Here is a 26,413-nt window from a genome sequence, read left to right as displayed (position 1 = left end):
CGCGTGGCATTGATCACGCAAAGGCCACGCCAGCAACCGGTGATTCTGCTGCTGGTGGTGCTGCTAAGCCTGACGTTTGCCACGCTGCCGCTGCTCAGTTATGCCGCCAATCGGCTGGTGTCAGGCCAGCCGCTGTTGCTGTGGCAGATTCCATTGGGGGGAGGGCTGCTGCTTCCTTTGCTGGCACTCTGGCTGTTGTTGTGGTGCCAGCCCGGCCGCCGCACCGCATTGCTGCTGCTGGTGAGTGCCGAATGCCTGTTTACGTTGCTGATCTGGCTGGGTGGACATCATGCGACGATCCTGGCGCAGAGTGGCAGCCGGCTGGCGCGCACCGCTTTTGGTAGCGGTTTCTGGAGCGTGGCGGCACTGGCACTGCTGCTGGCGGCAGAGGCGATTCGTCAGCTCAGCCCGCAAACCACATGGCGCATCCTGCTCAATCTGCAAATGTGGTTGTTACCACTTGGCCTGTTGCTGAGCGGCCATCTCAATCAACTTTCCCTGTTAAAAGAGTATGCCAACCGTAGCGCGACCTTTGACGCGGCTTTCAGCCAGCATCTGGCCTTGCTCGGTGGCACGCTGCTGCCAACGCTGCTGATTGGCCTGCCGCTCGGCATCCTCATTGCCCGACGCACACGCGGGCAGCAGGCGGCTTTTAGCGTGCTGAACCTGATTCAAACCATCCCCTCGGTAGCGTTGTTTGGCCTGCTGATTGCGCCATTGGCCGGGCTGGCTGCCCATTTCCCGGTTCTCGGGCGCTGGGGCATTGCCGGTATTGGCATGGCACCGGCGCTGATTGCGCTGGTGCTGTACGCGTTGCTGCCGCTGGTGCGCAGCGTGGTGGCGGGTTTGCAGCAGGTGCCGCCAGAGGTACGGGAAACGGCGCGCGGTATGGGGATGAGCCGCTGGCAACAGTTCTGGCATGCGGAACTGCCGCTGGCGCTGCCGGTGTGGCTGTCCGGGTTGCGGGTGGTGGTGGTACAGACGCTGGGGCTGGCGGTGGTTGCGGCGCTGATTGGCGCGGGGGGGTTTGGTGCCATTCTGTTTCAGGGGTTGCTGAGTAGCGCCCTGGATTTGGTGCTGCTGGGGGTGATCCCGGTCGTTGCGCTGGCGGTCATCGCCGATACGCTGCTACGTTTAGTGGCGGCACTGCTGGAGAGGCAACATGATTGAATTTCATCAGGTAAATAAAATCTTCGACGGTAAAGCGGCGGTGCGCAACCTGTCGCTGCAGATTGCAAAGGGAAGCTTTACGGTGCTGATTGGCACCTCTGGTTCCGGTAAATCCACCACGCTAAAAATGATCAACCGGCTGGTAGAGCATGATAGCGGTGAAATTCGCTTCGCCGGTGAGGCGATTGAACGCATGGATGCGCGCGCGTTACGGCGGCGCATCGGCTATGCCATTCAGTCCATCGGCTTGTTTCCGCACTGGAGCGTGGCGAAAAACATCGCTACCGTGCCGTCGTTGCTGGGCTGGCCGCAGGCGCGCATTCGCGAGCGCGTGGCGGAACTGCTGGCGCTGCTGAATCTGGACCCGCATCTGTCCACCCGCTATCCGCATCAGCTATCTGGCGGGCAGCAGCAGCGTGTCGGCGTGGCACGTGCGCTGGCCGCCGATCCCGAATTATTGCTGATGGATGAGCCGTTCGGTGCGCTCGACCCGGTGAACCGGCAGGCGTTGCAACAGGAGATGCTGCGCATCCATCGGCTGTCCGGCCGCACTATCGTGCTGGTGACGCACGATATCGACGAGGCGCTGACGCTGGCAGATCATCTGGTGCTGATGGATGGCGGGGAGATTGTGCAGCAGGGCAAACCGATCGAACTGCTGACTCAGCCCGCCAGCGATTTTGCGCGCGAATTTTTTGGTCACAGTGAACTGGGTGTGCGTTTGCTGGCACTGGGGCGGGCCGGGAACGCAGTACGGCGCGGGGAATGGTTGGAGGCGGAGCCGATCGCCGCAGCGCTCACGCTGCGCGAGGCGCTGTCGCAGTTCATTGCCCGACGTACCGACAAGCTGCCGGTGGTCGATCAGCATCAGCAACCGCTTGGGGTGCTGCATTTTAGCGATCTGCTGCACCAGCGCGAGGCGGGCTGATGCGCTGGCTCAAAGATCCGCTGAGCTGGCTGCTGGCGCTATTTCTGTTGCTGCTGTGGGGATTGCCATACAGCGCGCCGCTGTTTAGCGCCTGGTTTCCGCAGCTGGAGCGGCCTTTATATCAGCAGGACAGTTTCTGGCGACTGGCGCTGGCGCATTTGTGGCTGGTGGTCAGCGCCAGCGTACTGGCGATGGTGGTCGGGGTGAGTTGCGCGGTGTTTGCCACGCGCCAGAGCGGACGGCCCTTTCGCCCATTGCTGGAAACACTGGCCGCCGCCGGTCAAACTTTTCCGCCAGTGGCGGTACTGGCTATCGCGGTGCCGGTGATGGGATTTGGCACGCTGCCTGCGGTGATCGCGTTGTTTCTGTATGGTTTGCTGCCGATTTTGCAGGGTACCCTCGCCGGGCTGGATAGCGTACCCGCCAGCAATCGCGAAATCGCCACCGGTCTTGGCATGGGGCCATGGCGGCGTTTATGGCAAATTGAGCTGGCCCTGGCTGCGCCTGTGATCATGGCCGGGATTCGTACTTCGGTGATGATCAACATCGGTACGGCGGCGATTGCGTCAACGGTTGGTGCGGAAAGTCTGGGATCGCCGGTGATAATCGGCCTGAGCGGATTCAACACCGCCTACATCATTCAGGGGGCGGTGCTGGTGGCGTTGCTGGCGCTGGTGTGCGATCGCGCGCTGGAGCGGTTGCAGCGCTGGCTTAGTTGGCGTGAAGGATAAGGCTGTAGCCAACCAGCATCAGGCCGCCCATACCACCGAGCGCCATCACGGCAAACAGGGTGGAGATGAAGATTTTTTGCCAGTTCATGTCGAAACCTGAAAAAAGTCATGGAGGGCGGCATGATAACGCGCACATCCGCTGAGGCAAAGGCCGATGTGTGCGTTTTTACTGCGTCGGATCGTGCAGGTGGATATTAAAGCCCTGCGCCTGCCAGTGTTCCAGTTGCTCATGCTGACGGCGGGTCAGTTTTTTTCCTGTCCAGACAAACAGATTCTGACCGGGAAACAACTCCGGGCGCGGCAGTTCCAACGGTTCTGCCAGCACATCCATCCGCCATCCCAGCTGCGACAGCCGCCAGGCTTCCAGCCAGATGCGTGTGCGATCTTCCACGCCCCAGCCGATCATCAGCGCATCTTTCCCGGCTTTTTTACGTGAGCCGGTCAGGCAAAACGTCACGTAGTCAATTAACGCGCCATCCAGCAGGCTGCACATGGTACGTGCGGTATTCTGATCCAGCCCGAGACGCTGGCGCACCGGCACAATGACGTGATCGATCAGCGCATCCACCGGATGTTCACGCCCGATGGTAGCGATTTTGGCCCGCAGCTTGGAAGGTCTGACATGGCGCAACACGCTCATCAGTTCTTCCTGCAGCGTGTTCCAGCCATCATGCACATTGACGCTTTCCCCTTCCAGCAAGGCTTTCACCTTACCTACGGGCACACCACTTTCTATCCAGCGCTTGATCTCTTCAATGCGCTGAACATCTTCATCATCAAACTGTCGGTGACCGCCTTCGGTGCGCTGGGGCTTTAACAGACCGTAACGTCGCTGCCATGCGCGAAGTGTTACCGGATTGATTCCACAGCGTTCGGCAACGTCACCGATACTGTATAAGGCCATATCTTCCTCAATCTACTGACCTGCGATACCTCACCATAACTGTGGTTGCAAACTTGTACAATGAATTTTTTATTGTACAAGTTGACGCGGGTCATGTTTTCAGGCTTTATCTCACATATGAGAAATAAAATCCACATATGAGAGGTTATCATGTCTGAACCGGATACCGAAGACCGTCTGGCCGCACGTCTGGCGGAATTACGCCTGCAACGCGGCTGGTCGCTGGATGAACTGGCGATGGCCACCGGCATCAGTCGGGCGACATTGTCGCGCATTGAGCGCGCGGAGACCAGCCCAACGGCAGCGTTGCTTAACCGGCTCTGTGTTGCCTACGGTCTCACCATGTCGCGTTTACTGAGTGAGGTCGAGGAGGACGCGCTGCTGCTGCTGACAGCCGAACAGCAGCCGGTATGGGTGGATGAGCAGAGCGGCTTTCAGCGCCGTAACGTTTCGCCACCTGCTTCTCATTTTAGAGCAGAAATGGTGGAAGCGGTGCTGCAACCGGGGTCGCGTATCGATTATGACGCGCCGCCGGTGCAGGGGCTGGAGCAGCATATCTGGTTACAATCCGGTGAACTGACCATCACCATGGAATCGCAAAGCTGGACCTTACAGGCCGGTGACTGCCTGCGTTTCCATCTGAACGGCAAATCTTCCTTTACCGCGCACCCGCAGGGCGGGGCACGTTACATTCTGGTGGTGTGCAAACCATGATTGAGATCGAACAGCTTAGTGCCAGCCAGGCGCAACCCTTAATTGGCGCGTTGTGTGATGTTTTGCAGGGCTGCGTGGCAGATGGGGCCAGCGTGGGTTTTATCGACGCCAGCGATCGGGCGGTGATTGAGCGTTTCTGGCAGGACAAAATTTTCAGCCTTGCCAGTGGCGATAATCAGCTGCTGGTGGCGCGTCTGCACGGAGAGATCGTGGCGACGGTGATGGTGGGCTATAGCGCGATGCCCAATGGTCGTCACCGTGCCGAGATCAGCAAATTGCTGGTGCATCCGCGTGCTCGTCGTCAGGGGATTGCCCGACGCCTGATGCAGCAGGCAGAACAACTGGCGGCAGATAAAGGGAAAACCTTGCTGGTGCTGGATACGCGTAGCGGTGATGTGGCGACGGCCCTCTATCTGTCGCTTGACTGGCAGATTGCCGGTTCCATTCCGTACTATGCCGAGTCCACGGAAGGCGTACTGGATGCCACTACCGTGATGTTTAAGACGCTGCGGGCACCCGCATGATTGTGGTGGCGCAGGAGTCGATTCAACAGCCGGATGCCGACTGGCTGCTGGATCGCTTATCCACTACGCTGGCGCAGCTCACTGGCAGCAGCGGGCGCGCCAGTTTTGACCCGGACGCGATGCAGCAACCCGGCAGTTGCTTTGCCATTGCGCGCGATGCTCAGCGCAGGCCGGTGGGTTGTGGCGCGTTTCGTCCGCTGCAACCGGGTATCGCCGAACTGAAGCGGATGTATGCGTTAAGTGGCGGGCAGGGCATCGGTGTAGCGGTTTTGCAGTTTCTGGAACAGCAGGCGCGGGCGCAGGGTTATCAGGCGATGTGGCTGGAAACGCGCAAAGTGAATCAGCGTGCGCTGGCGTTTTATGCCCGTCAGGGTTATCAGCCGATTGCCCCTTTCGGACATTATGTCGGCAACGAGATGGCGCAGTGTCTCGGCAAGGTTTTTACGGGGTCATAAAGGGCTGCTCATACCCTGGCGGCGCGATTTATCGCGCGCTTTTGCACCATTTCAGTGCGTCGCTTCCGTCTCCGGGATCGCCAGTGCCTGCATAAACAGCCGGATAATCGGGTTTATTTTGCGGCCTTTCTTCATCATCAGGCAGAACGGATTTTCCATGCGTATCGATTCATCACCCAATTCACACAGCTGACCGCGCGCAATAAACGCAGCCGCGTAGTGTTCAGGTAAATAACCAATAAAGTGTCCGGTCAGAATCAGCATGGCAACGGATTCAACCTGAACGGCCTGTACCCCGCTGTCGTGTAATGGAATCAGGCGGCGTGCATCACGTGGTGTGACATATAAATGATTTATGACTTTTTGTTCACGTAATAATTCCACTGGTATTTTATGATCACGACTGCCGGAATAAAGCGGGTGACTCGCGGAACAATATAATTTCGAATATTCTTTATATAACGGGAAGTAATCGAAATCACTTTTCATTTCATAAACTGGCGCGATGCCGCAATGAAATCGTCCTTCGCTAATACCGCGTTCAATATCATCTAATTGCGCCGTTTGCAGCCGGATTTGCACCTTTGGTGCATTCTGGTGCAACTGCTGCACCGCGCTGGTGACCGGCGATTGTGGATCGGAAATGGTGTTATCCACCACGCAAATGGCGATGTCGCCCAGCAGCTCGTTGCGGCTGTTGTGCAGGCGTTCACGGAACAGATTGAGGGAGACAAACAGCTCCAGCGTCGCCTGATAGACATTGATGCCGTACTGCGTCAGTTCAAAGCCTTCTCGCCCGCGGCTGCACAGTGTCATACCCAGACGAATTTCCAAATCGGAAACCTGCTTACTGATCGCCGCCAGACCAATATTCAGCTCATGGCTGGCCGCGGTTAATCCACCGGCTTCCACCACGCATTTAAATACACGCAACAATTTTAAATCGATATTACTTAATGCCAGCACCGCATTATCGCTGCGATTGATTGCATTGTTTCCAGACTGGGAAACTTTACTTTCCATCTTTGCTATTCAACTCCGGAATTATTGCGGTGAAAGTGTAGTGAACCTGAAATGTGCCACGTTTACCAGTACGGAAATAAAATAAGTTTTTATTATCGCTGGCACGCCATTCATCTCGCTATTGATTATCTGTAAGGGGAAATTGCATGTCTGATAAAGCCGAACTGTTATGGGGTGCGCGTTTTAAAGCGGCTCCTGCCGCCAGTTTAACTGCGCTGTCTCGTAGCCCGGATTACTACTTTGCCCTGGCTCCTTACGATTTAGCGGGCTGTCGCGCCCATGCTCGCGAACTGATGCGTGGTGACCTGCTGAGCGACGCAGAACTGAGCACCATGCTGGCCGCGATTGATCAACTGGATGCTGACTTCCGCGCCGGCCAGCTGCATCCCATCGCCGCTGACGAAGATGTGCATACCTTTATCGAACGTGCGCTGACGGAGCGCCTGGGGCCGCTGGGTGGCAAGCTGCGTGCCGGTCGTTCACGTAACGATCAGACCGTCAACGATTTGCGCCTCTATCTGCGCGACAACGGACGTAAGGTGGTGACCGCGCTGCTGGGTTTGCAACAGGCGCTGGTTGAGCAGGCAGCGCAGCACACCGAAAGTGTGGCACCGGGCTTTACCCATCTGCAACAGGCGCAGCCAATTGTGTTTGGTCATCAGTTGCTGGCCCATGCGCAATCCTTCGCCCGCGATATCGAACGTATGCAGGACTGGGATCGTCGCAGCGCACGCTGCCCGCTTGGCGCAGCCGCAATGGCCGGTTCGGCGATTGCGCGCCAGCCGGAACTGGCGGCGGTGGATCTGGCCTACCTCGCACCGTGCGAGAACTCGATTGATGCCGTTGCCAGCCGTGACTACGCCGCGGAATTCCTGTTTGTCACCAGCATGATTGGCATCAACCTGTCGCGCCTGTGCGAAGAAGTATGCATGTGGGCCTCGCGCCAGTTCCGCTGGGTGGAGCTGCACGACAGCTACGCCACCGGCAGCTCGATCATGCCGCAGAAAAAGAACCCGGATATTGCCGAGCTGACGCGTGGTCGTTCCGGTCGTCTGGTCGGTAACCTGATGGCGCTGCTTACCACCATGAAAGCCATGCCGCTTTCCTACAACCGTGATCTGAGCGATGACAAACGCAACGTGATTGATGCGGTTGATACCCTGCTGCTGGTGCTGCCAGCGATGGCGGGCATGATGGCAACACTGAAATTCAATACCGACGTGATGCGCGAGCAGGCACCGGATGGCTTTACGCTGGCAACTGAAGTGGCCGACTGGCTGGCGATGCGCGGCGTACCGTTCCGTGAAGCCCACGAAATCACCGGCCAGCTGGTGCAGCTGTGTGAGCATGAAGGTTGTGGTCTGTCGGACCTCAGCGACGCACAACTTCAGGCGGTGGATAGTCGTCTCACCGCCGAAGTACGCGGCGCGTTAACGCTGGAGTCGGCGCTGGCGGTGCGTAACGGTTACGGCGGTACGGCCCCAGAACGCGTGCGCGAGCAACTGGCGCGTCTGCAAACCCTGATGCAGGCCCAGCAGCAGTGGGCTGATGATTATGCTGGCCCGCGTGCCTGAGGAGACGCTTATGTCGCAATCGACACCGACTGTACTTAACAACAGCAGTAGCCAGCCACATTACGATCTGGATCGCTACCAGGTGGTGCCGCGTCGTTATTACGGCCGTATCACCGCTTCGGCGGTGATCCTGATCCTGCTGGCGTTGCTGGTGAATGCGTTCGCCCACGGCAATATTGAATGGTCGTTCGTTGGCCAGTTCTTTACCGCCAAAGCGATTCTCGACGGGGTGGTAAACACTCTGATCATGTCCGTGCTGGCGATGGGCTTTGGCATCCTGTTTGGGGTGATCACTGCCATCATGTATATGTCGCCCAACCCGGTGCTGCATTACATCGCGGTCGGTTACGCCTGGATCTTTCGTGGCACGCCGCTGATTCTGCAACTGCTGCTGTGGTTTAACCTCGCGCTGGTCTTTCCCACCATCAGCATACCGGGTGTGTTTAGCGTGCAGACCGTCACGGTTATGACACCGTTCCTCGCGGCATTACTGGGTCTGAGTATCAATCAGGGGGCTTACACCTCTGAAGTGGTGCGCGCCGGATTGCTGTCGGTGGACACCGGCCAGTACGAAGCGGCGAAAGCCATCGGCATGCCGCGCTTGCAGGCGCTGCAACGCATCATCCTGCCGCAGGCGATGCGCGTCATCCTGCCGCCGGTCGGCAATGAATTTATCAGCATGATCAAAACCACCAGTCTGGCGAGCATGATTCAGTACTCCGAACTGCTCTACAACACCCAGAACATCTACTTCGCCAATGCGCGCGTCATGGAACTGCTGTTCGTGGCGGGTATCTGGTACCTGATCGTGGTGACGGTGCTGTCGTTCGGCCAGAGCCAGCTGGAACGCTACTTCTCACGCGGCCACCGCCGTCATCACTAAGAGAGTCCGAGATGAGAAACATCGTGCGCGCCGTCAAGGTGAACAAATATTTCGACCAGTTCCACGCGCTGAAGGATGTCAGCCTCGAAGTGAATTACGGCGAGGTGATGTGCATCCTCGGCCCATCCGGCTCCGGTAAAAGCACCTTTTTGCGCTGTATTAACCAGCTGGAGAAGGTCGATCAGGGCGGTATCTGGGTCGATAACGAACTGGCGGGGTACCGCATTAATGGCAACAAACTCTATCCGCTGAGCGACAAGCAGATTGCCCGTCAGCGCCTGCAAACCGGCATGGTGTTCCAGCGCTTCAACCTGTTCCCGCATAAAACCGCGTTGGAAAACATTATCGAAGGGCCATGCCGGGTGCTGCTGCGTCCGAAGCGTGAAGCCAGCGAAGAAGCCATGGCGCTGCTGGATCGGGTTGGTCTGGCACACAAGGCCCATGACTACCCGCAGTCGTTATCCGGTGGTCAGCAGCAGCGCGTGGCGATTGCCCGTGCGCTGGCGATGAAACCGAAATTAATGCTGTTTGATGAGCCCACCTCGGCGCTCGACCCGGAAATGGTCGGTGAAGTGCTGGCGGTGATGCGTCAACTGGCAAAAGAAGGCACCACCATGCTGGTGGTCACTCATGAGATGGGCTTTGCCCGTGAGGTGGCGAACCAGGTGGTGTTTATGGATGAGGGACGCATTATCGAGCAGGGCGCGCCAGAAGACATTCTGCTGAACCCGCAAAACCCACGGATGAAAAACTTTATCAACGCGATTCTTCTTTAACTACCGGGGTGAAATAAATGAAAAAGTTGTTACTGAGCGCCATCAGCGCCGCGCTGTTGCTGCAATCGACGGCCTGGGCTGCCGACATCGCCGTACCAGCGGCAATTAAAGAGAAAGGTTTGACCGTGGCGATTATGCCGAACTACCCGCCAATGGACTTCAAAGATCCGGCCAGCAACCAGCTGACCGGCGTCGATTACGACCTCGGTATGGCGATTGGGCAGAAGCTGGGCGTGAAGGTCAACTGGCAGGAAATTGCCTTTGAACAGATGGTCAATGCGGTCGTCACCAAACGTGTTGATATGGTGATGTCCGGCATGACCGACACCAAAGAACGCCAGAAAGTGGTCAACTTTATCGATTACTTCAAAACCGGCCCACAGTTCTACACCTTATCCGCGCGTAACGACATCAACAGCGCAATGGATCTGTGCGGCAAACGCGTCGGGACCAGCCGTCGGACTACCTTTCCGCAGGAGATCGCCAACTGGAGCAAGGCGCACTGCGAAGCCGCTGGTAAGCCTGCCATCATCGTGGTGGGTGCAGAAGGGACGGCGGATGCGCGTACCCAGCTGCGTCAGCGTCGTCTGGATGGCGCGGTGCAGGGCAGCGAAACCCTGCCGTACATCATGAACCTGGAAAAAGGCACCTTTAAGCCACTCGATAAAGCCTTCTCCTTCCAGTACACCGGCATGGCGATCGGCAAAGATGCCGGGGATCTGACCAAAGCGGTACAGGCTGCGCTGGATGCGATGATCGCCGATGGCAGCTACCAGAAGATCCTCAGCAAATGGGGTCTGAACGACAATGGCGTGGCACAGGCCACGGTGAACCAGGGCTAACAGGAGGCCTTCGATGCAACAACCGGGCGCAGTGCGCTGGCCGCAGGGGAAGCGCGGCTGTATGGCGCTGGCATTTGACCTTGACGGTCCCACCGGCGATGCCATGTTAAATGGCAGCCTGTGGTCCACGCCAGAGTATTTTACTTTTGGCGCTTACGGTCCGTACCGTGCGCTCGGGCGTTTGCTCGATATGCTGCGGGCGTTTCAACTGCCCGCCACCTTTTTTGTTCCCGCGTGGGTGGTGGAGCAGTGGCCGCAGCAGTGTCAGGCGATTGTTGAGCAGGGCCATGAAGTGGCCTATCACGGTTACCGCCACGAATCCTTCTGGGCGATTTCCCCCGAGGAGCAACGGGCGGTGATGGCGCAATCGGCCGCGATTTTTAAACAATATCTCGGCATCACCGCCTGTGGCTTCCGCACGCCATCAGGCGACTGGCATGCGGAAACCCCGCAGATCCTGCGTGAAGCCGGAGTGATTTACTCCAGCAGTATGCGTGGCGACGATCGTCCCTACAGCATTGCGGTGGCAGGGCACACGCCACTGGTGGAGATCCCGGGCAAATGGGAGATGGATGATTACGCTTCGCTGGCCTATACGCGCCAGCCTGACTTCCCGAAAGGTGGCGACCGTATCAGCAGCTATGCCCATACGCGTGATAACTGGCAGCGGGAATTTGATGGGGCGATGGATGAGGGGCTTTGCCTGACCACCTTGTTCCATCCAAAAATCTCCGGCCAGCCGGGACGTCTGCTGCTGCTGGAGCAGCTGTTTGAACATATGATGGCGCGTGATGATGTGTGGTTTGCGCGCTGTGATGCGGTGGCGCAGTGGTATTTGCAGGAGCAGCAACATGACTGAATCTTCCCGCTGGCCGCTGGGATTCCAGTCGGCGGCGATCCTCACCATCGATTTTAACGATATTCACGGCATTCTCACCCAGGCACCGGCGGTGGCCGGAAGGGATAAAACCCTGTCGGTGTGGCGCTATGGCACGCTGCGCGGGGTCGATCGTCTGCTGAATTTGCTGGCGGAAAAACAGCTGAAAGCCAGCTGGTGCTTACCGGCGATAGTCGCGGAAGAGCAGCCGGAGCTGGTGCAACGTATGGTCGCCGACGGCCATGAAATTGCCTGTAGCGGCGATCGCCATGAAGATTTCTCCAGCCTGACGCTGGAACAGCAGATCGCCAGCGTTACGCGCGGCTGCGACAAACTGGCGCCGGTAACCGGCCAGCCGGTTACCGGCTTTCGCACCCCGGCGGGGCAATGGAAACCCGGGCTGGCACAGGCGTTGATCGAACTGGGCATCCGCTGGTCATCGAGCTGGCGCGGTGACGATCTGCCGTATTTCCACCCCGGCACCCGGCTGGTGGAACTGCCGATGCACTACACGCTGGAAGATGAACCTTATTTTGCCTTTAACCTCAGCCCGGCCATTCCGCCGGGGCAATCCCGTATCGCCCCTTATGCTGAAACCCTGGCCAACCTGACGCAGGATTTCCACGGTTTTCATCGCTTTGGTCTGTGCTACCTGCTGCGGCTGCACCCGGAAATCATCGGCACCGCCGGACGTATCGGCTTGCTGCGAACGCTGCTGGAAACGCTGCAACAACACAACGTCTGGATCGCCACCGCGCAACAGGTGGCCGCGCACTGGCAAAGCCAGCCGGACAATGGGCCGGATCATCCGGCAGAGGTGTTCACCCGTGTTACCGGAGAGATCAATGCTTAATCAGCTGGCGAGTTTTATCGCCGATACCCGCTTCGAGCAACTGCCGGAGGCGCTGGTGGATCAGGCCAGACGTCACTTTCTGGATACGCTCGGTGCGGCACTGGCTGGCAGCGACAGTCCGATCTGGCGTGAGTGTCTGGCACTGGTAAAGGAAGAGGGTGGATACGCGCAGGCACAGGTGTGGGGTAGTGCCGGGCAGGTCAACGCGCGTCAGGCGGCGTGGCTGAACGGTGTGGCGGCGCATATGTATGAGCTGGATGATACCGGCGGTTGCGATCACTCCGGTGCGGTGGTGATCCCGGCGCTGTTGGCGGTGCTACCGCTGGCAGCAACGCCGGTGAGTGGCAAAGCGCTACTCACCGCAATGGTCATCGGCTATGACATTGGCCGCCGCGTACTGGAAGCCTGTGGCGGCTATTCAGCACATAACGGCGCGGGCTGGCACTCGACAGCCAGCTGCGGAGTATTCGGCGCGGCGGCGGCGGTGTGCGCGTTGTTGCAACTTAGCCCGGCGCAGTGTGCGTCGGCACTGGGTATCGCGGCCAGTTTCAGCGGCGGGTTGTGGGGCTTTATTCACGACGGTTCCCACACCAAGAAACTGCATGCGGCGCGGGCGGCAGAAGGCGGCGTGCAGGCGGCATTGCTGGCGCAACGCGGTATCAGCGGTCCTTCGGCGGTATTTGAAGCGCGCTGGGGTGGTTTCCTGCAAACCCTGGCGGCTGAGACGCAGCAGCCAGAGGCGCTGGTCGCCGATCTTGGCGTGGTGTGGAAACTGGCTCGCTGTTCGATTAAACCTTATGCTGCCTGTCGTGGTACTCATGCGGCGGTTGATGCGCTTGGCATCATGCTGCAACAGCAGGCGGTGGCGACGGCGGATATCGCCCGCATTGTGGTGGGACTGAATCCGTTCCTGCTGGAAATGTGCGGCACCCGTGACGTTGCCAGCCTCGCTGCCGCGCAGATGAGTTTGCCTTATGCGCTGACCGCACGGGCGCTGTATGGCGCAGCGGATCTGGACAGTTATGATGATGCGAAACGCCGGCATCCGGATGCCGAAGCGCTGATGGCGCGCATCGAACTGGTGATCGATCCTGAACAGAGCCGGGATGCCGAACCCTGGGTACGGCTGGAGACGGTGCAGGGGGCGCAATGGCAGCAACATGTGCCAGTGCCGTCCGGTGCACCTGCCAATCCGCTGAGCCTGGAAGCACTGGTCGCGAAGTACCGCAGCCTGGCCGTGCGTGTGCTGCCGGCTGAACAGGTGGTACTGTTGGAGACGTTGTGTCTGGGGCTGGATGAGATCATTGATGTGAGTGAGATGACGGCGTTATTAGCGACCCGCTCGTCATAGGTTGTAGGGTCGCCATTGCTGGCGACCTTTTTTTTATACCCGCCCGGCCAGCGCCTCAACCCGTGCGATTGCCGCCAGCAAACGTGCTTCGGTAACCGCCTCTGCCATATTCTCCATATCCGGCGCATGAACCGATTCGCGCACAATCAGCGCCAGTTCGGCCGCATCCAGTTCGGCAATTTCAGACAACCGCAGCGGTACGCCGCAATCGCGTGCCAGACGCATCTCTTCCAGCACTTCTTCATCACTGCGATGCTCCAGCGCCAGCAGACACAGGTTACCAAAGCCAACCAGCAGACCATGGCCAAACTCGCGGGTTTTATCGCAGAAGGTAAAACCTTCATAGATTGCATGGGAGGCTGCGGCATGTGCACCGTTGCTCATCAGCGAGGTTAACCCCGCCCAGGTGAAGATCGCATCCAGCACCTGATCCAGTGAGGCGCTGCTCTCGCTGCGCAGCACGGCGGCATAGGCAGCCGGGCCATGTTCAGCAATCACGTCATAACAAATCTTGCTGTGCGCCAGTGACGACAGGGCATTGCCTTCCCGTGCCGGGTGACGCGTGCTGACGGCGCGGAACTCATACCATTTCGCCAGGGTATCGCCCAGCCCGGCAGCCAGCCAGCGCGGCGGCGCTTTTGCCAGCAGGGCACTGTCGATCACCACTGCTGCCGGAGCCTGCGGCAGCGGGTAAATGTCAAAGAAGTTGCCATTATCGTCGTAACGGATACTCAGCGGCGTCACCGCTGAACAGGTGGCGGCGATAGTTGGAATGGTGACGATAGGCAGGCCCAGCTGTGCAGCAACCGCTTTGCAGGTATCCAGAGATTTACCACCGCCAACCCCGATAATCACATCCGCCTGCAACTCGGTCGCCAGCGCTGCCAGCCGGTTGATATGGTTGATTGAGGTCTCTCCACCAAACCACTCCTGCGCCAGCAGCGTCACTTCGGCCGCCAGCAATTGGGCGCGGACCTGGCTTTCTACCGTATGCAGCGCCTGATGACCACCGATCAACAACGCGCGTTTACCAAGACTGGCGCATACCTCACCCAGTTGATTGATTACGCCCGCACCACGCAGTACGCGCGCCGGAAACACCAGATTCATTTGTGTCATTGCTTCTTCTCTGTATAACGGACGCCAGGCAACACGCACAGCATCTCATAAAGGATATTGGCCGCCAGCTGTGAGGTCATGCCACTGTGATCATAGGGCGGTGACACTTCCACCAAATCGCCTCCCACCAGATTTAACCCACGACAGCCGCGCACGATCTCCAGCCCCTGCATGGAGGTCAGGCCACCCACTTCCGGGGTTCCGGTGCCAGGTGCCCAGGCGGGATCGAAGCTGTCGATATCGTAGGAAAGATAGACCGGCCCGCTGCCGATACGCTGGCGCACCTCGGCCATTAACGGCGTCAGCGATCGGTGCCAGCACTGCTCGGCGGGGATCAGATGGAAACCCTGATCGACGCCCCACTGAAAATCATCGGCGGCATACCCCTGCGCGCGCTGTCCTACCTGTACCACGCGCTGACAATCCAGCAAACCTTCTTCTACTGCACGGCGGAAGGTGGTGCCATGCGCGATCTTCTCGCCAAACATGTCGTCGTTGGTATCGGTATGGGCATCGACATGGATCAACCCCATCGGGCCATGTTTCTTCGCCAGTGCCCGCAAAATCGGCAGCGTGAGGGTATGATCGCCACCGAGGGTCAGCGGGATCAGTGGCCAGCGATTCAGCTCGCTGTAGTAATCCTCGATAATATCTACCGATTTCAGCAGGCTGTAAGTGTTGATCGGCACATCACCAAGATCGCCCACGCGCAGGGAATCGAACGGTGCGGCACCGGTCGCCATGTTGTAGGGGCGAATCATCACTGAATCGGCGCGAATCGCTCGTGGTCCGTAACGGGTGCCGCTGCGCTGCGAAGTGCCGATATCCAGCGGGATGCCGACAAAGGCAACATCCAGATCGGCGGGGGACTCGGCAGCCGGTAAACGCATCATGGTGCCACGTCCGGCGAAACGCGGCATCTCATTGCCGCCCTGCGGTTGGGGAAATTGGGTCATTACCGGCTCCTTAAACTGAATAGACTGACATCATTACCCGCCTCGCCTGCGGGAAAAATCCTTGACAGCAGATAATCACTTCAGAGATTACTTAACTTTAGCCAGCAATCTCTGAAGGAAAACGGTGCAACCTTTACCCAATCTCAAACTGCTACAGGTGTTTGCTAGCGTGGTGGAAAATCAGGGCTATTCACGCGCTCAGCAGGCGCTGAACATGACCACACCCGCCATCAGCGCCTATATGAGTGAGCTGGAAACCCAGCTCGGGTTTATCCTGTGCCAGCGTGGGCGCGGCGGGTTTAGCCTCACCAGCAAAGGGGAACAGTTTTATCGCTACAGTCAGCAGATGTTGGCGACGCTGGCGGGCTGGCAGGAACAGGTGGAGACGCTGAAAAGCGCACAGGGCGGCACCTTCTCGCTGGGGGTGGTAGACGCGACCGTCACCGACGGCACGCTGGATTTGCCTGCCGCCATTGCGCGTTTTAATCAGCGTTTTCCGGCGGTGTTTTTTAACCTCAGCGTGCGCGACCCGAACGAATTACAGCAGCAACTGCTGGAGGATCGACTCGACCTGGCGATTGGACACTTTCCGCTGCGCGCCAGCAATCTGGTCACCATCCCGCTGTATGAGGAGCAGCATTGGCTGTATTGCAGCCCGCAGCATCCGCTGGCGCAGGGTGCGCCTGATATGCGCACTGTGCAACAAACCGGGATGGTCACCCGCGGCTACTGGAATCAGCAGGAGCTCAACAAACGGGGCTTTCGCCAGAGCAACGCCTCGGTGGAGAGTATCGAAGCGCAGTTGACGTTGATCCTCAGCGGACGCTTTATTGGATATCTGCCAGAACATTACGCGCGCAGCTGGGAACAGCAGGGGGTGCTGTGTCGTCTGTTGCCGCAACATTTTCAGTTCCGCGCGCCGTTTTCCTTTGCCTTCCGGCGGGGACGCGCCCGTGAAACGCTGATCCGCGCGATGCGCGAAATCCTGAATCCAGCGCGAAAAAATAGCAGCGAAAGCTGACGCTGTGGCGATACTGTGTAAAAATACAGGCCATTTTCCCGGAAACAGTAACGATAATGGCCCTGACAGCAGCGATAAAAAGCCAGATTGCGCAATGGTATAAGGCGCTGCAACAGCAGGTTCCTGACTTTATCCCACGCGCGCCGCAACGGCAGATGATCGCCGAAGTGGCGAAAAGCCTTGCCGGTGATGAAGGCCGCCATCTGGCGATCGAAGCCCCCACCGGCGTGGGGAAAACCCTGTCGTATCTGATCCCCGGCATTGCCGTCAGCCGCGCGGAAGAGAAGCGGCTGGTGATCAGTACCGCCAACGTGGCGTTACAGGATCAAATCTTCAGCAAGGACCTGCCGTTGCTGAAGAAAATCATTCCCGACCTCACCTTTACCGCTGCCTTTGGGCGCGGACGCTATGTTTGCCCGCGCAACCTCGCGGCACTGGCGGCGAGCGAAGATCAGCAGGGCGATCTGCTGCTGTATCTCGATGATGAGACGGTGACTGGTTCCAAAGAGGAACAGAAATTATGCGCCGGGCTGGAAAAGCAGCTCAGCCGCTACCAGTGGGATGGGCTGCGCGACCACACCGATGTCGCCATCAATGACAGCCTGTGGCAGCGCCTTTCCACCGACAAAGCCAATTGCCTGGGGCATCACTGCCGCTGGTATCGTGAATGCCCGTTCTTTGTGGCGCGGCGCGAGATTGAACAGGCGGATGTGGTGGTGGCTAACCATGCGCTGGTGATGGCGGCGATGGAGAACGAATCGGTGCTACCTCCCGCCAAACACCTGATGCTGGTGCTGGATGAAGGCCATCATCTGCCGGAAGTGGCGCGCGACGCACTGGAGATGAGTGCCGAGATCACCCCTGGCTGGAGCAGTCTGCAACTCGATCTGTTTGTGCGGCTGGTGGAAACCATCATGGCGCAGTTCCGTCCGAAATCACCGCCTCCGCTCACCAATCCCGAACGGCTGAAAGGCCACTGCGACGAGATGCGTGAACTGTTGCAGATACTGTGCGATGCACTCAATCCGCTGCTGCCTGCCGAAAACCTGCCGGGCGAATTCCGCTTTGTTTTGGGGGAGCTGCCGGAAGAGTTGCTGACGATGTGCGCGCGGCTGTTCAAACTCAGCGACGCGCTGCGAGGCCTGGCGGAAGGCTTGCTGAATGAGCTTGGCGATCAGACCGGCAAGGCCGATATCATGCGGCTGCATAAAGCGATTTTGCAACTTAATCGCCACTTTGGCTGGTTCGAATCCATCAGTAAATTATGGCGGCTGGCAGCGCTGGAAAAAGCCTCCAACGCCCCGGTATCCAAATGGATAACGCGCGAACTGCGCGATGGTCAGGCACATTTGCTGTTTCACTGCGCGGGCATTCGCGTCAGCGATCAGCTGGAAAAATTGCTGTGGCGCAAAGTCCCCCATGTGGTGGTGACGTCCGCTACGCTGCGTTCGCTCAACAGCTTTAACCGCTTGCAGGAGATGTCGGGGCTGAATGAAAAAGCCGGCGACCGCTTCGTGGCGCTCGACTCGCCTTTCCAGCATGTCGATCAGGGCAAGCTGGTGATCCCGCAGATGCGTTATGAACCGCTGATGAACAGTGAGACGGAGCATATCGCCGAGATGGCACGTTTCTTCCGCGCGCAAATGGCGCAGGAAAAACACAAAGGGGTGCTGGTGCTGTTTGCCAGCGGGCGTGCCATGCAGCAGTTTCTCACCCATGTCACCGACCTGCGTTTGTCGATGCTGGTGCAGGGCGATCAGCCGCGTTACCGGCTGGTGGAGCTACATCGTCAGCGCGTCGAACAGGGTAAAACCAGCATCCTGGTGGGGCTGCAATCCTTTGCCGAAGGGCTGGATTTGAAAGGGGATTTGCTGTCGCAGGTGCATATCCACAAAATTGCTTTTCCCCCGGTGGACAGTCCGGTAATTTTGACTGAAGGGGAGTGGCTGAAGAGCCTCAGACGCTACCCATTTGAGGTGCAAAGTTTACCCAGTGCCTCCTTTACCCTGATCCAGCAGGTAGGGCGTCTGATTCGCAGCCATCAATGCTTCGGTGAGATCGTCATTTATGATCGACGCTTAATCAGCAAGCCGTATGGCAGCCGCCTGCTGGCGGCATTACCGGTGTTCCCGATTGAACAACCGCCAATGCCCGAGGCCACCACTGAACCGGCCACGCCGCGCAAACGGCGTGCCAGCAGAAGGAGTTGAGCATGTTGTACACGCCCCGGGCGTTTAACCAGCCGGATGCCGAAGCGCAACGTCAACTGGTGTTGCGCCATCCGCTGGGATTGCTGATTTCCAATGGCGAAGCCGGCCCGCTCGCCACCCCGTTACCGTTTTTATTGCAGGTTGATGCGCAGGGCGAATGGGTGTTGCAGGGGCATCTGTCGCGGGCTAATCCCCACCTGAAGGCGCTGGAACAGGACGCCCCCGTGCTGGTGGTATTCCAGGGGGAGCAGGGTTACATCACCCCGGCCTGGTATGAAGAAAAAGCGCGCAGCGGCAAAGCGGTGCCGACCTGGAACTACCTGACGCTGCACTGCCGTGGCGCGCTGACGCGCCACGATAATGCTGACTGGCTGCGGGAACAGGTCGGGCGACTGACCGCACAGCAGGAGCAGGGTATGCCGCAGCCGTGGGCGGTCAACGATGCGCCAGCGCCGTATATCGACAGCATGATCAAAGCTATTGTGGGTATCGAGATTCGCGTGACCCAACGCGAAGGTAAGTGGAAACTCAATCAAAACCGCAGCCTGACGGATCGCCAGCAGGTGGCAGACGGTTTGCAGCAACAGCAGAACACCTCTTTGGCCGCCGAGATGCGGCGCACACTGGAAGCGGAAACTCCTGATGGAACTGAATAAAATCATCAAAGAGATCGGGCGTGGTAAAAATCACGCGCGTGATATCGATTTCGACACCGCCGTGGCGCTGTACAGCGCCATACTGGCGGGTGACGTGCCGGACCTGGAACTGGGTGGTGTGCTGATTGCGTTGCGCATCAAAGGGGAAGGGGAAGCGGAGATGCTCGGCTTCTATCAGGCGATGCAGCAGCAAATGATGCGTTTGCAACCCCCGGTCGGGCGTCCGATGCCGATGGTAATCCCCAGCTACAACGGCGCACGCCGTCAGGGCAACCTGACACCGCTGCTGGCACTGTTGCTGGTAAAACTCGGCTTTCCGGTGCTGATGCACGGCGTCAGTGACGACCCGACGCGCGTCACCAGCGAAGAAGTGCTGGCGGCGCTGGGGATCCAACCGGTCACCAGCGCGCAGCAGGCGCAGGCCGCGCTAGACAGCGGCGTCCTGGCGTTTATCACCATCGATAATTTGTGCCCGCCGATGGCGAAACAACTGTCGCTGCGCTGGCGTATGGGGGTGCGGAATAGCGCCCACACGCTGGCAAAACTGGCGACACCCTTTGCCGAACGTGCGGCGCTGCGCCTTGCCAGCGTCTCTCATCCCGAATACGTCGCGCGGGTGGGTAAATTCTTTCAGGATATTGATGCCCCGGCGATTTTGCTTAATGGCACTGAGGGCGAGGTGTACGCCAGTCCGCAGCGCTGCCCGGCGATTAACTATATTCAGGGCGCAGGTGGTGAGTCTGAGGTGTGGATTGATCGCCAGCCCGAGTGTGAAGTCGAGCTTCCTGCGTCAAAAAGCGCCAGTGATACAGCGGGCTGGATTCGTGCAGTGCTGGCAGGGGAACGTGCGGTGCCGCAGGCGTTGCGCTTGCAACTGGCCTGTTGCCTGGTGGCGAGCGGGGAAAGTGCCAGCCTGGCAGCGGCCGAAACGCGTCTCAGCCAGGCTGGGCTCTGAGGGATCAGGCTTTCGCCAGCGTGCTTTCCACTAACTGCTGCCAGAAGGTGATGCCAATCGGCAGCAGCTCATCATTGAAGTCGTAACCGGCGTTATGCAGCGGTGCGGAAGGCGTAGCACCATCGGCACCCAGCCAGAAATAAGCCCCCGGACAGGCTTCCAGCATACAGGCGAAGTCTTCCGAGGCCATCGACGGATTGACCTGCCAGTGTACCTGCTGTTCACCCAGTAACTGGACGGCGGCCTGGCGCACCAGATCTGCCTGTTCAGCATGATTGGCGGTGACCGGATAGCCCGGATACCAGTGAATCTCGCCGCTGACGCCGAACGGGCGCGGTAGCGTCGTGACAAAATCCTCAATCAACCCACGTACCCGATCGCGCACGTCAGTTTGCAGGCAGCGCACCGTGCCGCGTAACACGATCTGCTCCGGGATGACGTTAATCGCTTCGCCGCCGTGGATTTGCGTGACGCTCACCACCGCCGACGCGAGAGGCGATAAGCGACGTGACGGAATGGTTTGCAGCGCCAGAATCAGTTCAGCCGCCACCACCATCGGATCCGCACCACTTTCCGGCATCGCCGCATGGCAGCTTTTGCCGTTGAGGGTGATTTCAAACGAATCGAGCGAGGCCATCATTGCCCCGGCATTGACCGCCAGTGAGCCGACCGGCAAACCGGGCCAGTTATGCATGGCATAGACCGCATCCATTGGGAAACGCTGGAACAGGCCTTCTTCCACCATTTTGCGCGCGCCGCCCAGATTTTCTTCGGCGGGCTGGAAGATAAAATGCACCGTGCCGCTGAACTGACGCGTGGCGGCCAGCAGACAGGCAGCCGCCAGCAGCACTGCGGTGTGACCATCGTGTCCGCAGGCGTGCATCACGCCGGGCTGGCTGGATTTCCACACTGGGTTGCCTTTTTCGGTAATCGGCAGCGCATCCATATCGGCGCGCAGACCAATCACCGGCCCCGGACCGTTCTCCAGCGTGCCAATCACCCCGGTGCCTGCCAGGCCGCGAAACACCTGCAAACCGGCATCGCTGAGGACCTGCGCCACCATTTCGCTGGTGCGTTGTTCCTGGTAACCCAGTTCCGGATGTTGGTGTAGCTGACGACGCCAGCGCAGGGCGTTGTCGAGCAGGGCGGCAGGCAGGGTCATAAGGCAGAATTCTCCATCAGCAGCAGTACCTCCGTAAACCGATACCGCAGGAAATTGAGTTATCACTGTAGTGGCAAGCGCGGGGTGGCGTCTATCGCAGAACGGGAGAATTTGGCTATAGCGTATAGCTAAATGGAATAAAGAGGTTTATCCATTGTAAGACAAATTGTATTCCTGGGGGTGAAGACCTTCGTTGCAGGCAGCAATGCACGGCGAAATCTGATTGTTTTATCAAAATATCATGAATTTCTTAATGTTTTCTGATGTTTTCTTTCCTTATATATCAGATGGATAGCCTCTGTGGTAACGTTCGGGCACTCTCATCCCATGGCAGGTAAGCTTAATGCGCGCCACCGCAACGCCACATGATGCCCTATTCAAAAAATTTATGAGCCAGCCCCCTCTCGCCAGGCAGTTTCTGGACATTCACTTGCCGTCAACAATACGCCAGCACTGTGATCTGGATACGTTGCAACTGGTGCCGACCTCCTTTATTGAACGGGACCTCAGCGCATTTTATTCCGACGTGTTGTTTTCAATGAGGACGGACTGCGGCGAAGGGTACATCTATACCCTGATTGAACACCAAAGCACGCCTGATAGGCATATGACTTTACGCATGATGCGCTATACCATTGCTGCCATGCAGCGTCACCTCGACGAGGGTCATAAAGAAATACCGATTGTGGTACCTGTATTGTTCTATCAGGGAAAAATCAGTCCCTATCCTTACTCAATGAACTGGCTTGATTCATTCCGTGCTCCGGCGCTGGCAAAGCAGATCTACTGTCATCCTTTTCCGCTCGTCGATGTCACGGTGATCCCGGACGAGGAGATCATGGCGCATCGTGATATCGCGCGCATGGAAATGGCACACAAAGCCATACGCCTGCGCGATCTACTGGAAAACATAGACCCGATAGCCACGTTACTGTCGGTGGATTACAATGATAATCTTTCCATCGACGTCATCTTCTATCTGCTGCGACATGGAGATACTGATGATCGGGATAAGGTTGTTGAGATACTGATGCAAGCCAGACCACAACTTAAGGAACAGATTATGACGATTGAACAGCAGTGGCGGCAGGAATCTCATCTGCAAGGACGTCAGGAAGGACGTCAGGAAGGGCGTCAGGAAGGTCTTCAGCAGGGGATTCAGGAGGCTAAATTACAGGTGGCGCAGCGTATGCTGCGGGATAACATAGATGTTAAAACCATCATGAAATTCACCGGTCTGAGCGAAGGCGATTTACAACAGCTCAATTCCTGAGTCACGCCAATTTTAGCGGGTCTGGCTAAGCGATAAATTACGCAATCTCGGTCAGGGAAATGGCGGGCCTGACGCCCGCCATACAGGTTATTTCAGCATCGGCAGATTCAGTCCGTGCTCTTTCGCACAAGCCTGTGCCTGCTCGTAACCGGCATCAGCATGACGCATCACCCCGGTGGCCGGATCGTTCCACAATACGCGTGCCAGACGCACATCCGCTTCGGCGCTGCCGTCACAGACGATCACCACTCCGGCATGCTGCGAGAAGCCCATGCCCACGCCACCGCCGTGATGCAGGCTCACCCAGGTCGCGCCGCCTGCGGTGTTCAGCAGGGCGTTGAGCAGCGGCCAGTCAGACACCGCATCCGAACCATCTTTCATCGCTTCGGTTTCACGGTTCGGTGAGGCTACTGAGCCACAGTCGAGATGATCACGACCAATGACAATCGGGGCTTTCAGCTCGCCGTTGCGTACCATCTCGTTGAATGCCAGCGCGGCTTTATGACGCTCGCCCAGACCCAGCCAGCAGATACGCGCCGGTAATCCCTGGAATGCAATACGCTCCTGCGCCATATCCAGCCAGCGATGCAGGTTCTTGTGCTCCGGGAACAATTCTTTCAGTTTGGCATCGGTTTTATAGATATCTTCCGGATCGCCTGACAGCGCCACCCAGCGGAACGGACCTTTACCTTCGCAGAACAGCGGACGGATATAAGCCGGAACAAAGCCCGGGAAATCAAAAGCATTCGTTATGCCTTCATCCAGCGCCACCTGACGGATGTTGTTGCCGTAATCCACCGTCGGAATACCCATATGGCAGAAATCGAGCATCGCCTGAACGTGGGTCGCCATTGACGCGCGCGCCGCTTTTTCTACCGCTTTCGGATTGCTGACTTTCTCAGCCTGCCAGCGATCGAGATCCCAGCCAATCGGCAGATAACCGTTCACCGGATCGTGGGCTGAAGTCTGGTCAGTGACGATATCCGGCTTCATGCCGCCCGCTTTGGCGCGCTTCACCAGCTCTGGCAGAATTTCCGCTGCATTGCCCAGCAGGCCGACAGAAATGGCTTTCTTCGCTTTGGTGGCTTCGTCGATCAGCTGTAACGCTTCATCGAGGGTATAGGCTTTGTGATCGACATAACGGGTGCGCAGACGGAAATCGATACGCGATTCCTGGCACTCAATCGCCAGTACGCAGGCACCGGCCAGCACGCCTGCCAGCGGTTGTGCGCCGCCCATGCCGCCCAGACCAGCGGTGAGGATCCAGCGTCCGCTTAGATCGTTATCGTAATGCTGACGACCGGCTTCCACGAAGGTTTCGAACGTGCCCTGCACAATGCCCTGAGCGCCGATGTAGATCCAGGAACCGGCGGTCATCTGGCCGTACATCATCAGGCCCGCTTTATCCAGCTCATGGAAATGATCCCAGGTGGCCCAATGTGGCACCAGGTTGGAGTTCGCCAGCAGCACGCGGGGCGCGTCAGCATGGGTACGGAATACACCAACCGGTTTACCTGACTGGATCAGTAACGTTTCTTCCGGTTGCAGGGCGCGCAGTGAACGCAGAATCTGCTCGAAGCATTCCCAGTTACGTGCCGCTTTACCGATGCCACCGTACACCACCAGATCTTCCGGGCGTTCAGCCACGTCGGGATCGAGGTTGTTCTGGATCATGCGGTAAGCCGCTTCAATCAACCAGTTGGCGCAGTGGAGTTCAGAACCGTGCGGAGCACGGATTTCACGGGCAACTGCCTGGGTCAGAGTTTCGCTCATCATCAGTTCCTTTATTCAACATTGGGTGGTGCGCATGCTCGGCAGCAGCGCAGAAAGGGCTTCCGGCCAGGCATTGCTGCTGGCCCACTGGCGCATGGTGTCGATATCCGGTGCCAGTAAACGATCCTGATCGAGGAAGGCGACCTGAGCGCGAATGCGGCTCATCTCCTGCTCGATAGTGGTGGAACTTTGCAGAGGACGGTGGAATTCGATCCCCTGGGCAGCGGCCATGGCTTCAATACCCACCACGGCGGCGGTATTGAAACACATACTGCCTAGACGGCGCGCAGCGTAGGTCGCCATCGATACATGGTCTTCCTGGTTGGCGGACGTCGGCAGGCTATCGACGCTGCCCGGATGCGCCAGCGATTTGTTTTCTGAGGCCAGTGCTGCGGCGGTGACCTGCGCGATCATAAAGCCGGAGTTGACGCCTCCGTCACGTACCAGGAAAGGCGGCAGGCCGGAGAGTCCGGTATCCAGCAGCAGTGCCAGACGACGTTCGGAAATCGCGCCAACTTCGGCCACGGCCAGGGCGATGATATCGGCGGCAAACGCCACCGGTTCGGCGTGGAAATTACCACCGGAAATTACGTCGCCCGTGTCGCTAAACACCAGCGGGTTGTCCGAGGCGGCGTTGGCCTCAATCTGCAATACGCGGGCGGCGTGGCTGAGGTTATCAAGACAGGCACCCATCACCTGCGGTACACAGCGGATGGAGTAGGGGTCCTGCACCCGGCCACAGTTGGCGTGTGAGCTGAGGATCTCACTGCCTTCCAGCAGCGAGCTGACCGCAGCTGCTACCGCGATTTGCCCCTGCTGACCGCGCGCCAGGTGGATACGGGCGTCAAAGGGTTTGATCGAGCCTTTGATGGCTTCCAGCGACAGCGCACCGGCCATCAGTCCGGCAGCGAACAGGTTTTCCCCTTCGAACAGGCCCCGCAGCGCCAGCGCGGTAGAAACCTGGGTGCCGTTCAGCAGCGCCAGACCTTCCTTCGGACCCAATACAAACGGTGTCAGACCAACGCGTGCCAGGCCCTCAGTGGCGGGGATCAATGCACCATCAACACGGACATTGCCTTCACCCAGTAGCATCAGCGAGAGATGCGCCAGCGGGGCGAGGTCGCCGGATGCGCCAACTGAACCTTTTTCAGGAATGCATGGCATCACACCGGCATTGAACAGCGCCAGCAGCGCTTCGATCAGGGAAATACGAATCCCGGAATGGCCACGCGCCAGGCTGATGATTTTGGTGGCGACCACCAGGCGAGTGACGTTATCAGGCAGCAACTCACCGAGACCGACGCTGTGCGACAGCACCAGGTTACGTTGCAGTTCGGCGAGGCGGCCAGCCGGAATCTGCGTCTGCGCCAGTTTGCCAAAGCCGGTATTGATGCCGTACACCACGTTGCCTGAGGCGACGATGGCATCAACAGTTGCGCTGGCACGATCGATGGCGGCACGTGCCTCATCAGCCAGCGTCAATGCGACGCCACCCTGGTAAATCGCGCGCAGTGTGGCGAGGTCCACTTCACCGGGAACGAGGCGAATATTCTGAACCGAACCTGACATAGTCTACTCCTGTCTATACAAGTAAAACGGCAATCCCGGATGATGCTGGCATGTGGAAGTGCTGCGGGAGATGCCATGAATAATGCGAGTGAAGCATAAGTGTCTATTCTTGTC

At 58.4% G+C, this 26,413-nt stretch carries 25 protein-coding genes; 18 read left to right on the top strand and 7 right to left on the bottom strand.

The window, feature by feature from the left end; genetic code table 11:
• Nucleotides 1–3: 3 nt before the first annotated feature.
• Genes PW844_RS02390 through PW844_RS02380 form a run of 3 tightly spaced genes read left to right on the top strand, consistent with a single transcriptional unit; the run spans nt 4 to nt 2,829 of the window.
• Nucleotides 4–1,170, top strand: a complete 1,167-nt coding sequence (locus PW844_RS02390) for an ABC transporter permease (protein ID WP_299446642.1) — start codon at nt 4–6, stop codon at nt 1,168–1,170.
• Nucleotides 1,163–2,098 (top strand): ABC transporter ATP-binding protein, encoded by a 936-nt coding sequence (locus PW844_RS02385; protein WP_299446639.1) that lies wholly within the window; start codon nt 1,163–1,165, stop codon nt 2,096–2,098. The genes PW844_RS02390 and PW844_RS02385 overlap by 8 nt, the downstream gene beginning before the upstream one ends.
• Nucleotides 2,098–2,829, top strand: coding sequence for an ABC transporter permease (locus PW844_RS02380; RefSeq protein ID WP_299446636.1), 732 nt, complete (start codon nt 2,098–2,100; stop codon nt 2,827–2,829). The genes PW844_RS02385 and PW844_RS02380 overlap by 1 nt, the downstream gene beginning before the upstream one ends.
• 166 nt (nt 2,830–2,995) lie before the next feature.
• On the opposite strand, the gene PW844_RS02375 is transcribed toward PW844_RS02380, so the two are convergent.
• Nucleotides 2,996–3,733, bottom strand: a complete 738-nt coding sequence (locus tag PW844_RS02375) for a MerR family transcriptional regulator (protein ID WP_299446633.1) — start codon at nt 3,731–3,733, stop codon at nt 2,996–2,998.
• A gap of 150 nt (nt 3,734–3,883) precedes the next feature.
• Between PW844_RS02375 and PW844_RS02370 the strand changes: the two genes are divergently transcribed.
• Genes PW844_RS02370 through PW844_RS02360 form a run of 3 tightly spaced genes read left to right on the top strand, consistent with a single transcriptional unit; the run spans nt 3,884 to nt 5,426 of the window.
• Entirely contained in the window at nt 3,884–4,447 is a 564-nt protein-coding gene (locus PW844_RS02370; RefSeq protein WP_299446630.1) for an XRE family transcriptional regulator, read from the top strand.
• Complete coding sequence (locus PW844_RS02365; protein ID WP_299446627.1) at nt 4,444–4,971, top strand: GNAT family N-acetyltransferase; 528 nt, start codon at nt 4,444–4,446, stop codon at nt 4,969–4,971. The genes PW844_RS02370 and PW844_RS02365 overlap by 4 nt, the downstream gene beginning before the upstream one ends.
• Entirely contained in the window at nt 4,968–5,426 is a 459-nt protein-coding gene (locus tag PW844_RS02360) for a GNAT family N-acetyltransferase (RefSeq protein WP_299446624.1), read from the top strand. Before PW844_RS02365 ends, PW844_RS02360 begins: the two co-directional genes overlap by 4 nt.
• A gap of 51 nt (nt 5,427–5,477) precedes the next feature.
• On the opposite strand, the gene PW844_RS02355 is transcribed toward PW844_RS02360, so the two are convergent.
• On the bottom strand, nt 5,478–6,449 hold the full coding sequence (locus PW844_RS02355) for a LysR family transcriptional regulator (RefSeq protein WP_299446621.1): 972 nt from the start codon (nt 6,447–6,449) through the stop codon (nt 5,478–5,480).
• A gap of 146 nt (nt 6,450–6,595) precedes the next feature.
• On the opposite strand from PW844_RS02355, the gene argH reads away from it, so the two are divergent.
• Genes argH through PW844_RS02320 form a run of 7 tightly spaced genes read left to right on the top strand, consistent with a single transcriptional unit; the run spans nt 6,596 to nt 13,605 of the window.
• On the top strand, nt 6,596–8,023 hold the full coding sequence (gene argH / locus PW844_RS02350) for an argininosuccinate lyase (RefSeq protein WP_299446618.1): 1,428 nt from the start codon (nt 6,596–6,598) through the stop codon (nt 8,021–8,023).
• 10 nt (nt 8,024–8,033) lie between these two features.
• Nucleotides 8,034–8,906: an amino acid ABC transporter permease gene (locus PW844_RS02345; protein ID WP_299446615.1), complete on the top strand. Its 873-nt coding sequence runs from the start codon at nt 8,034–8,036 to the stop codon at nt 8,904–8,906.
• Nucleotides 8,907–8,917: 11 nt separating this feature from the next.
• On the top strand, nt 8,918–9,682 hold the full coding sequence (locus PW844_RS02340; RefSeq protein WP_013508406.1) for an amino acid ABC transporter ATP-binding protein: 765 nt from the start codon (nt 8,918–8,920) through the stop codon (nt 9,680–9,682).
• Nucleotides 9,683–9,699: 17 nt separating this feature from the next.
• Entirely contained in the window at nt 9,700–10,524 is an 825-nt protein-coding gene (locus PW844_RS02335; protein WP_299446610.1) for an ABC transporter substrate-binding protein, read from the top strand.
• Nucleotides 10,525–10,537: 13 nt separating this feature from the next.
• Nucleotides 10,538–11,383 (top strand): polysaccharide deacetylase, encoded by an 846-nt coding sequence (locus PW844_RS02330; RefSeq protein WP_299446607.1) that lies wholly within the window; start codon nt 10,538–10,540, stop codon nt 11,381–11,383.
• Complete coding sequence (locus PW844_RS02325) at nt 11,376–12,254, top strand: polysaccharide deacetylase (RefSeq protein ID WP_299446604.1); 879 nt, start codon at nt 11,376–11,378, stop codon at nt 12,252–12,254. The genes PW844_RS02330 and PW844_RS02325 overlap by 8 nt, the downstream gene beginning before the upstream one ends.
• The gene (locus tag PW844_RS02320) at nt 12,247–13,605 is read left to right on the top strand and encodes an MmgE/PrpD family protein (protein ID WP_299446601.1); all 1,359 of its coding nucleotides are present in this window, start codon (nt 12,247–12,249) and stop codon (nt 13,603–13,605) included. The genes PW844_RS02325 and PW844_RS02320 overlap by 8 nt, the downstream gene beginning before the upstream one ends.
• Before the next feature lie 33 nt (nt 13,606–13,638).
• Here PW844_RS02320 and PW844_RS02315 read toward each other — a convergent pair whose 3' ends face one another.
• Together PW844_RS02315 and speB are read right to left on the bottom strand one after the other, a co-directional pair.
• Nucleotides 13,639–14,724, bottom strand: a complete 1,086-nt coding sequence (locus PW844_RS02315; protein WP_299446598.1) for an iron-containing alcohol dehydrogenase family protein — start codon at nt 14,722–14,724, stop codon at nt 13,639–13,641.
• Nucleotides 14,721–15,680, bottom strand: a complete 960-nt coding sequence (gene speB, locus PW844_RS02310; protein ID WP_299446595.1) for an agmatinase — start codon at nt 15,678–15,680, stop codon at nt 14,721–14,723. The genes PW844_RS02315 and speB overlap by 4 nt, the downstream gene beginning before the upstream one ends.
• A 124-nt stretch (nt 15,681–15,804) precedes the next feature.
• Between speB and PW844_RS02305 the strand changes: the two genes are divergently transcribed.
• From PW844_RS02305 to ybiB, 4 genes are read left to right on the top strand one after another with little or no spacing between them, the layout of a single operon-like run.
• The gene (locus PW844_RS02305; RefSeq protein ID WP_299446592.1) at nt 15,805–16,701 is read left to right on the top strand and encodes a LysR family transcriptional regulator; all 897 of its coding nucleotides are present in this window, start codon (nt 15,805–15,807) and stop codon (nt 16,699–16,701) included.
• A 56-nt stretch (nt 16,702–16,757) separates the two neighbouring features.
• Nucleotides 16,758–18,911 (top strand): ATP-dependent DNA helicase DinG, encoded by a 2,154-nt coding sequence (dinG, locus tag PW844_RS02300; protein ID WP_299446589.1) that lies wholly within the window; start codon nt 16,758–16,760, stop codon nt 18,909–18,911.
• Nucleotides 18,912–18,913: 2 nt separating this feature from the next.
• Nucleotides 18,914–19,567 (top strand): FMN-binding negative transcriptional regulator, encoded by a 654-nt coding sequence (locus PW844_RS02295; RefSeq protein ID WP_299446586.1) that lies wholly within the window; start codon nt 18,914–18,916, stop codon nt 19,565–19,567.
• Nucleotides 19,554–20,522 carry a DNA-binding protein YbiB gene (gene ybiB, locus PW844_RS02290; protein WP_299446583.1) on the top strand — a complete coding sequence of 323 codons (969 nt, stop codon included), beginning with the start codon at nt 19,554–19,556 and terminating at the stop codon, nt 20,520–20,522. The genes PW844_RS02295 and ybiB overlap by 14 nt, the downstream gene beginning before the upstream one ends.
• 4 nt (nt 20,523–20,526) lie before the next feature.
• Here ybiB and PW844_RS02285 read toward each other — a convergent pair whose 3' ends face one another.
• Nucleotides 20,527–21,684, bottom strand: coding sequence for a M20 aminoacylase family protein (locus PW844_RS02285; RefSeq protein ID WP_299446580.1), 1,158 nt, complete (start codon nt 21,682–21,684; stop codon nt 20,527–20,529).
• A gap of 343 nt (nt 21,685–22,027) precedes the next feature.
• Here PW844_RS02285 and PW844_RS02280 point away from each other — a divergent pair, with 343 nt between their 5' ends.
• Nucleotides 22,028–22,957 (top strand): Rpn family recombination-promoting nuclease/putative transposase, encoded by a 930-nt coding sequence (locus PW844_RS02280; RefSeq protein ID WP_299446577.1) that lies wholly within the window; start codon nt 22,028–22,030, stop codon nt 22,955–22,957.
• An 87-nt stretch (nt 22,958–23,044) separates the two neighbouring features.
• Here the strand turns inward: PW844_RS02280 and hutU are convergent, their stop codons facing one another.
• A complete protein-coding gene (gene hutU, locus PW844_RS02275; RefSeq protein WP_299446809.1) occupies nt 23,045–24,730 on the bottom strand; it encodes a urocanate hydratase in 1,686 nt (561 codons plus the stop codon).
• A 15-nt stretch (nt 24,731–24,745) separates the two neighbouring features.
• Entirely contained in the window at nt 24,746–26,299 is a 1,554-nt protein-coding gene (hutH, locus tag PW844_RS02270) for a histidine ammonia-lyase (protein ID WP_299446574.1), read from the bottom strand.
• Nucleotides 26,300–26,413 lie beyond the last annotated feature (114 nt).

Origin of the sequence: Pantoea sp. (assembly GCF_028283705.1) — a bacterium.
Classification (GTDB): domain Bacteria; phylum Pseudomonadota; class Gammaproteobacteria; order Enterobacterales; family Enterobacteriaceae; genus Pantoea.
Note: the sequence above shows the minus strand (reverse complement) of the source record. Positions and strands in the feature narration are given on the sequence as shown.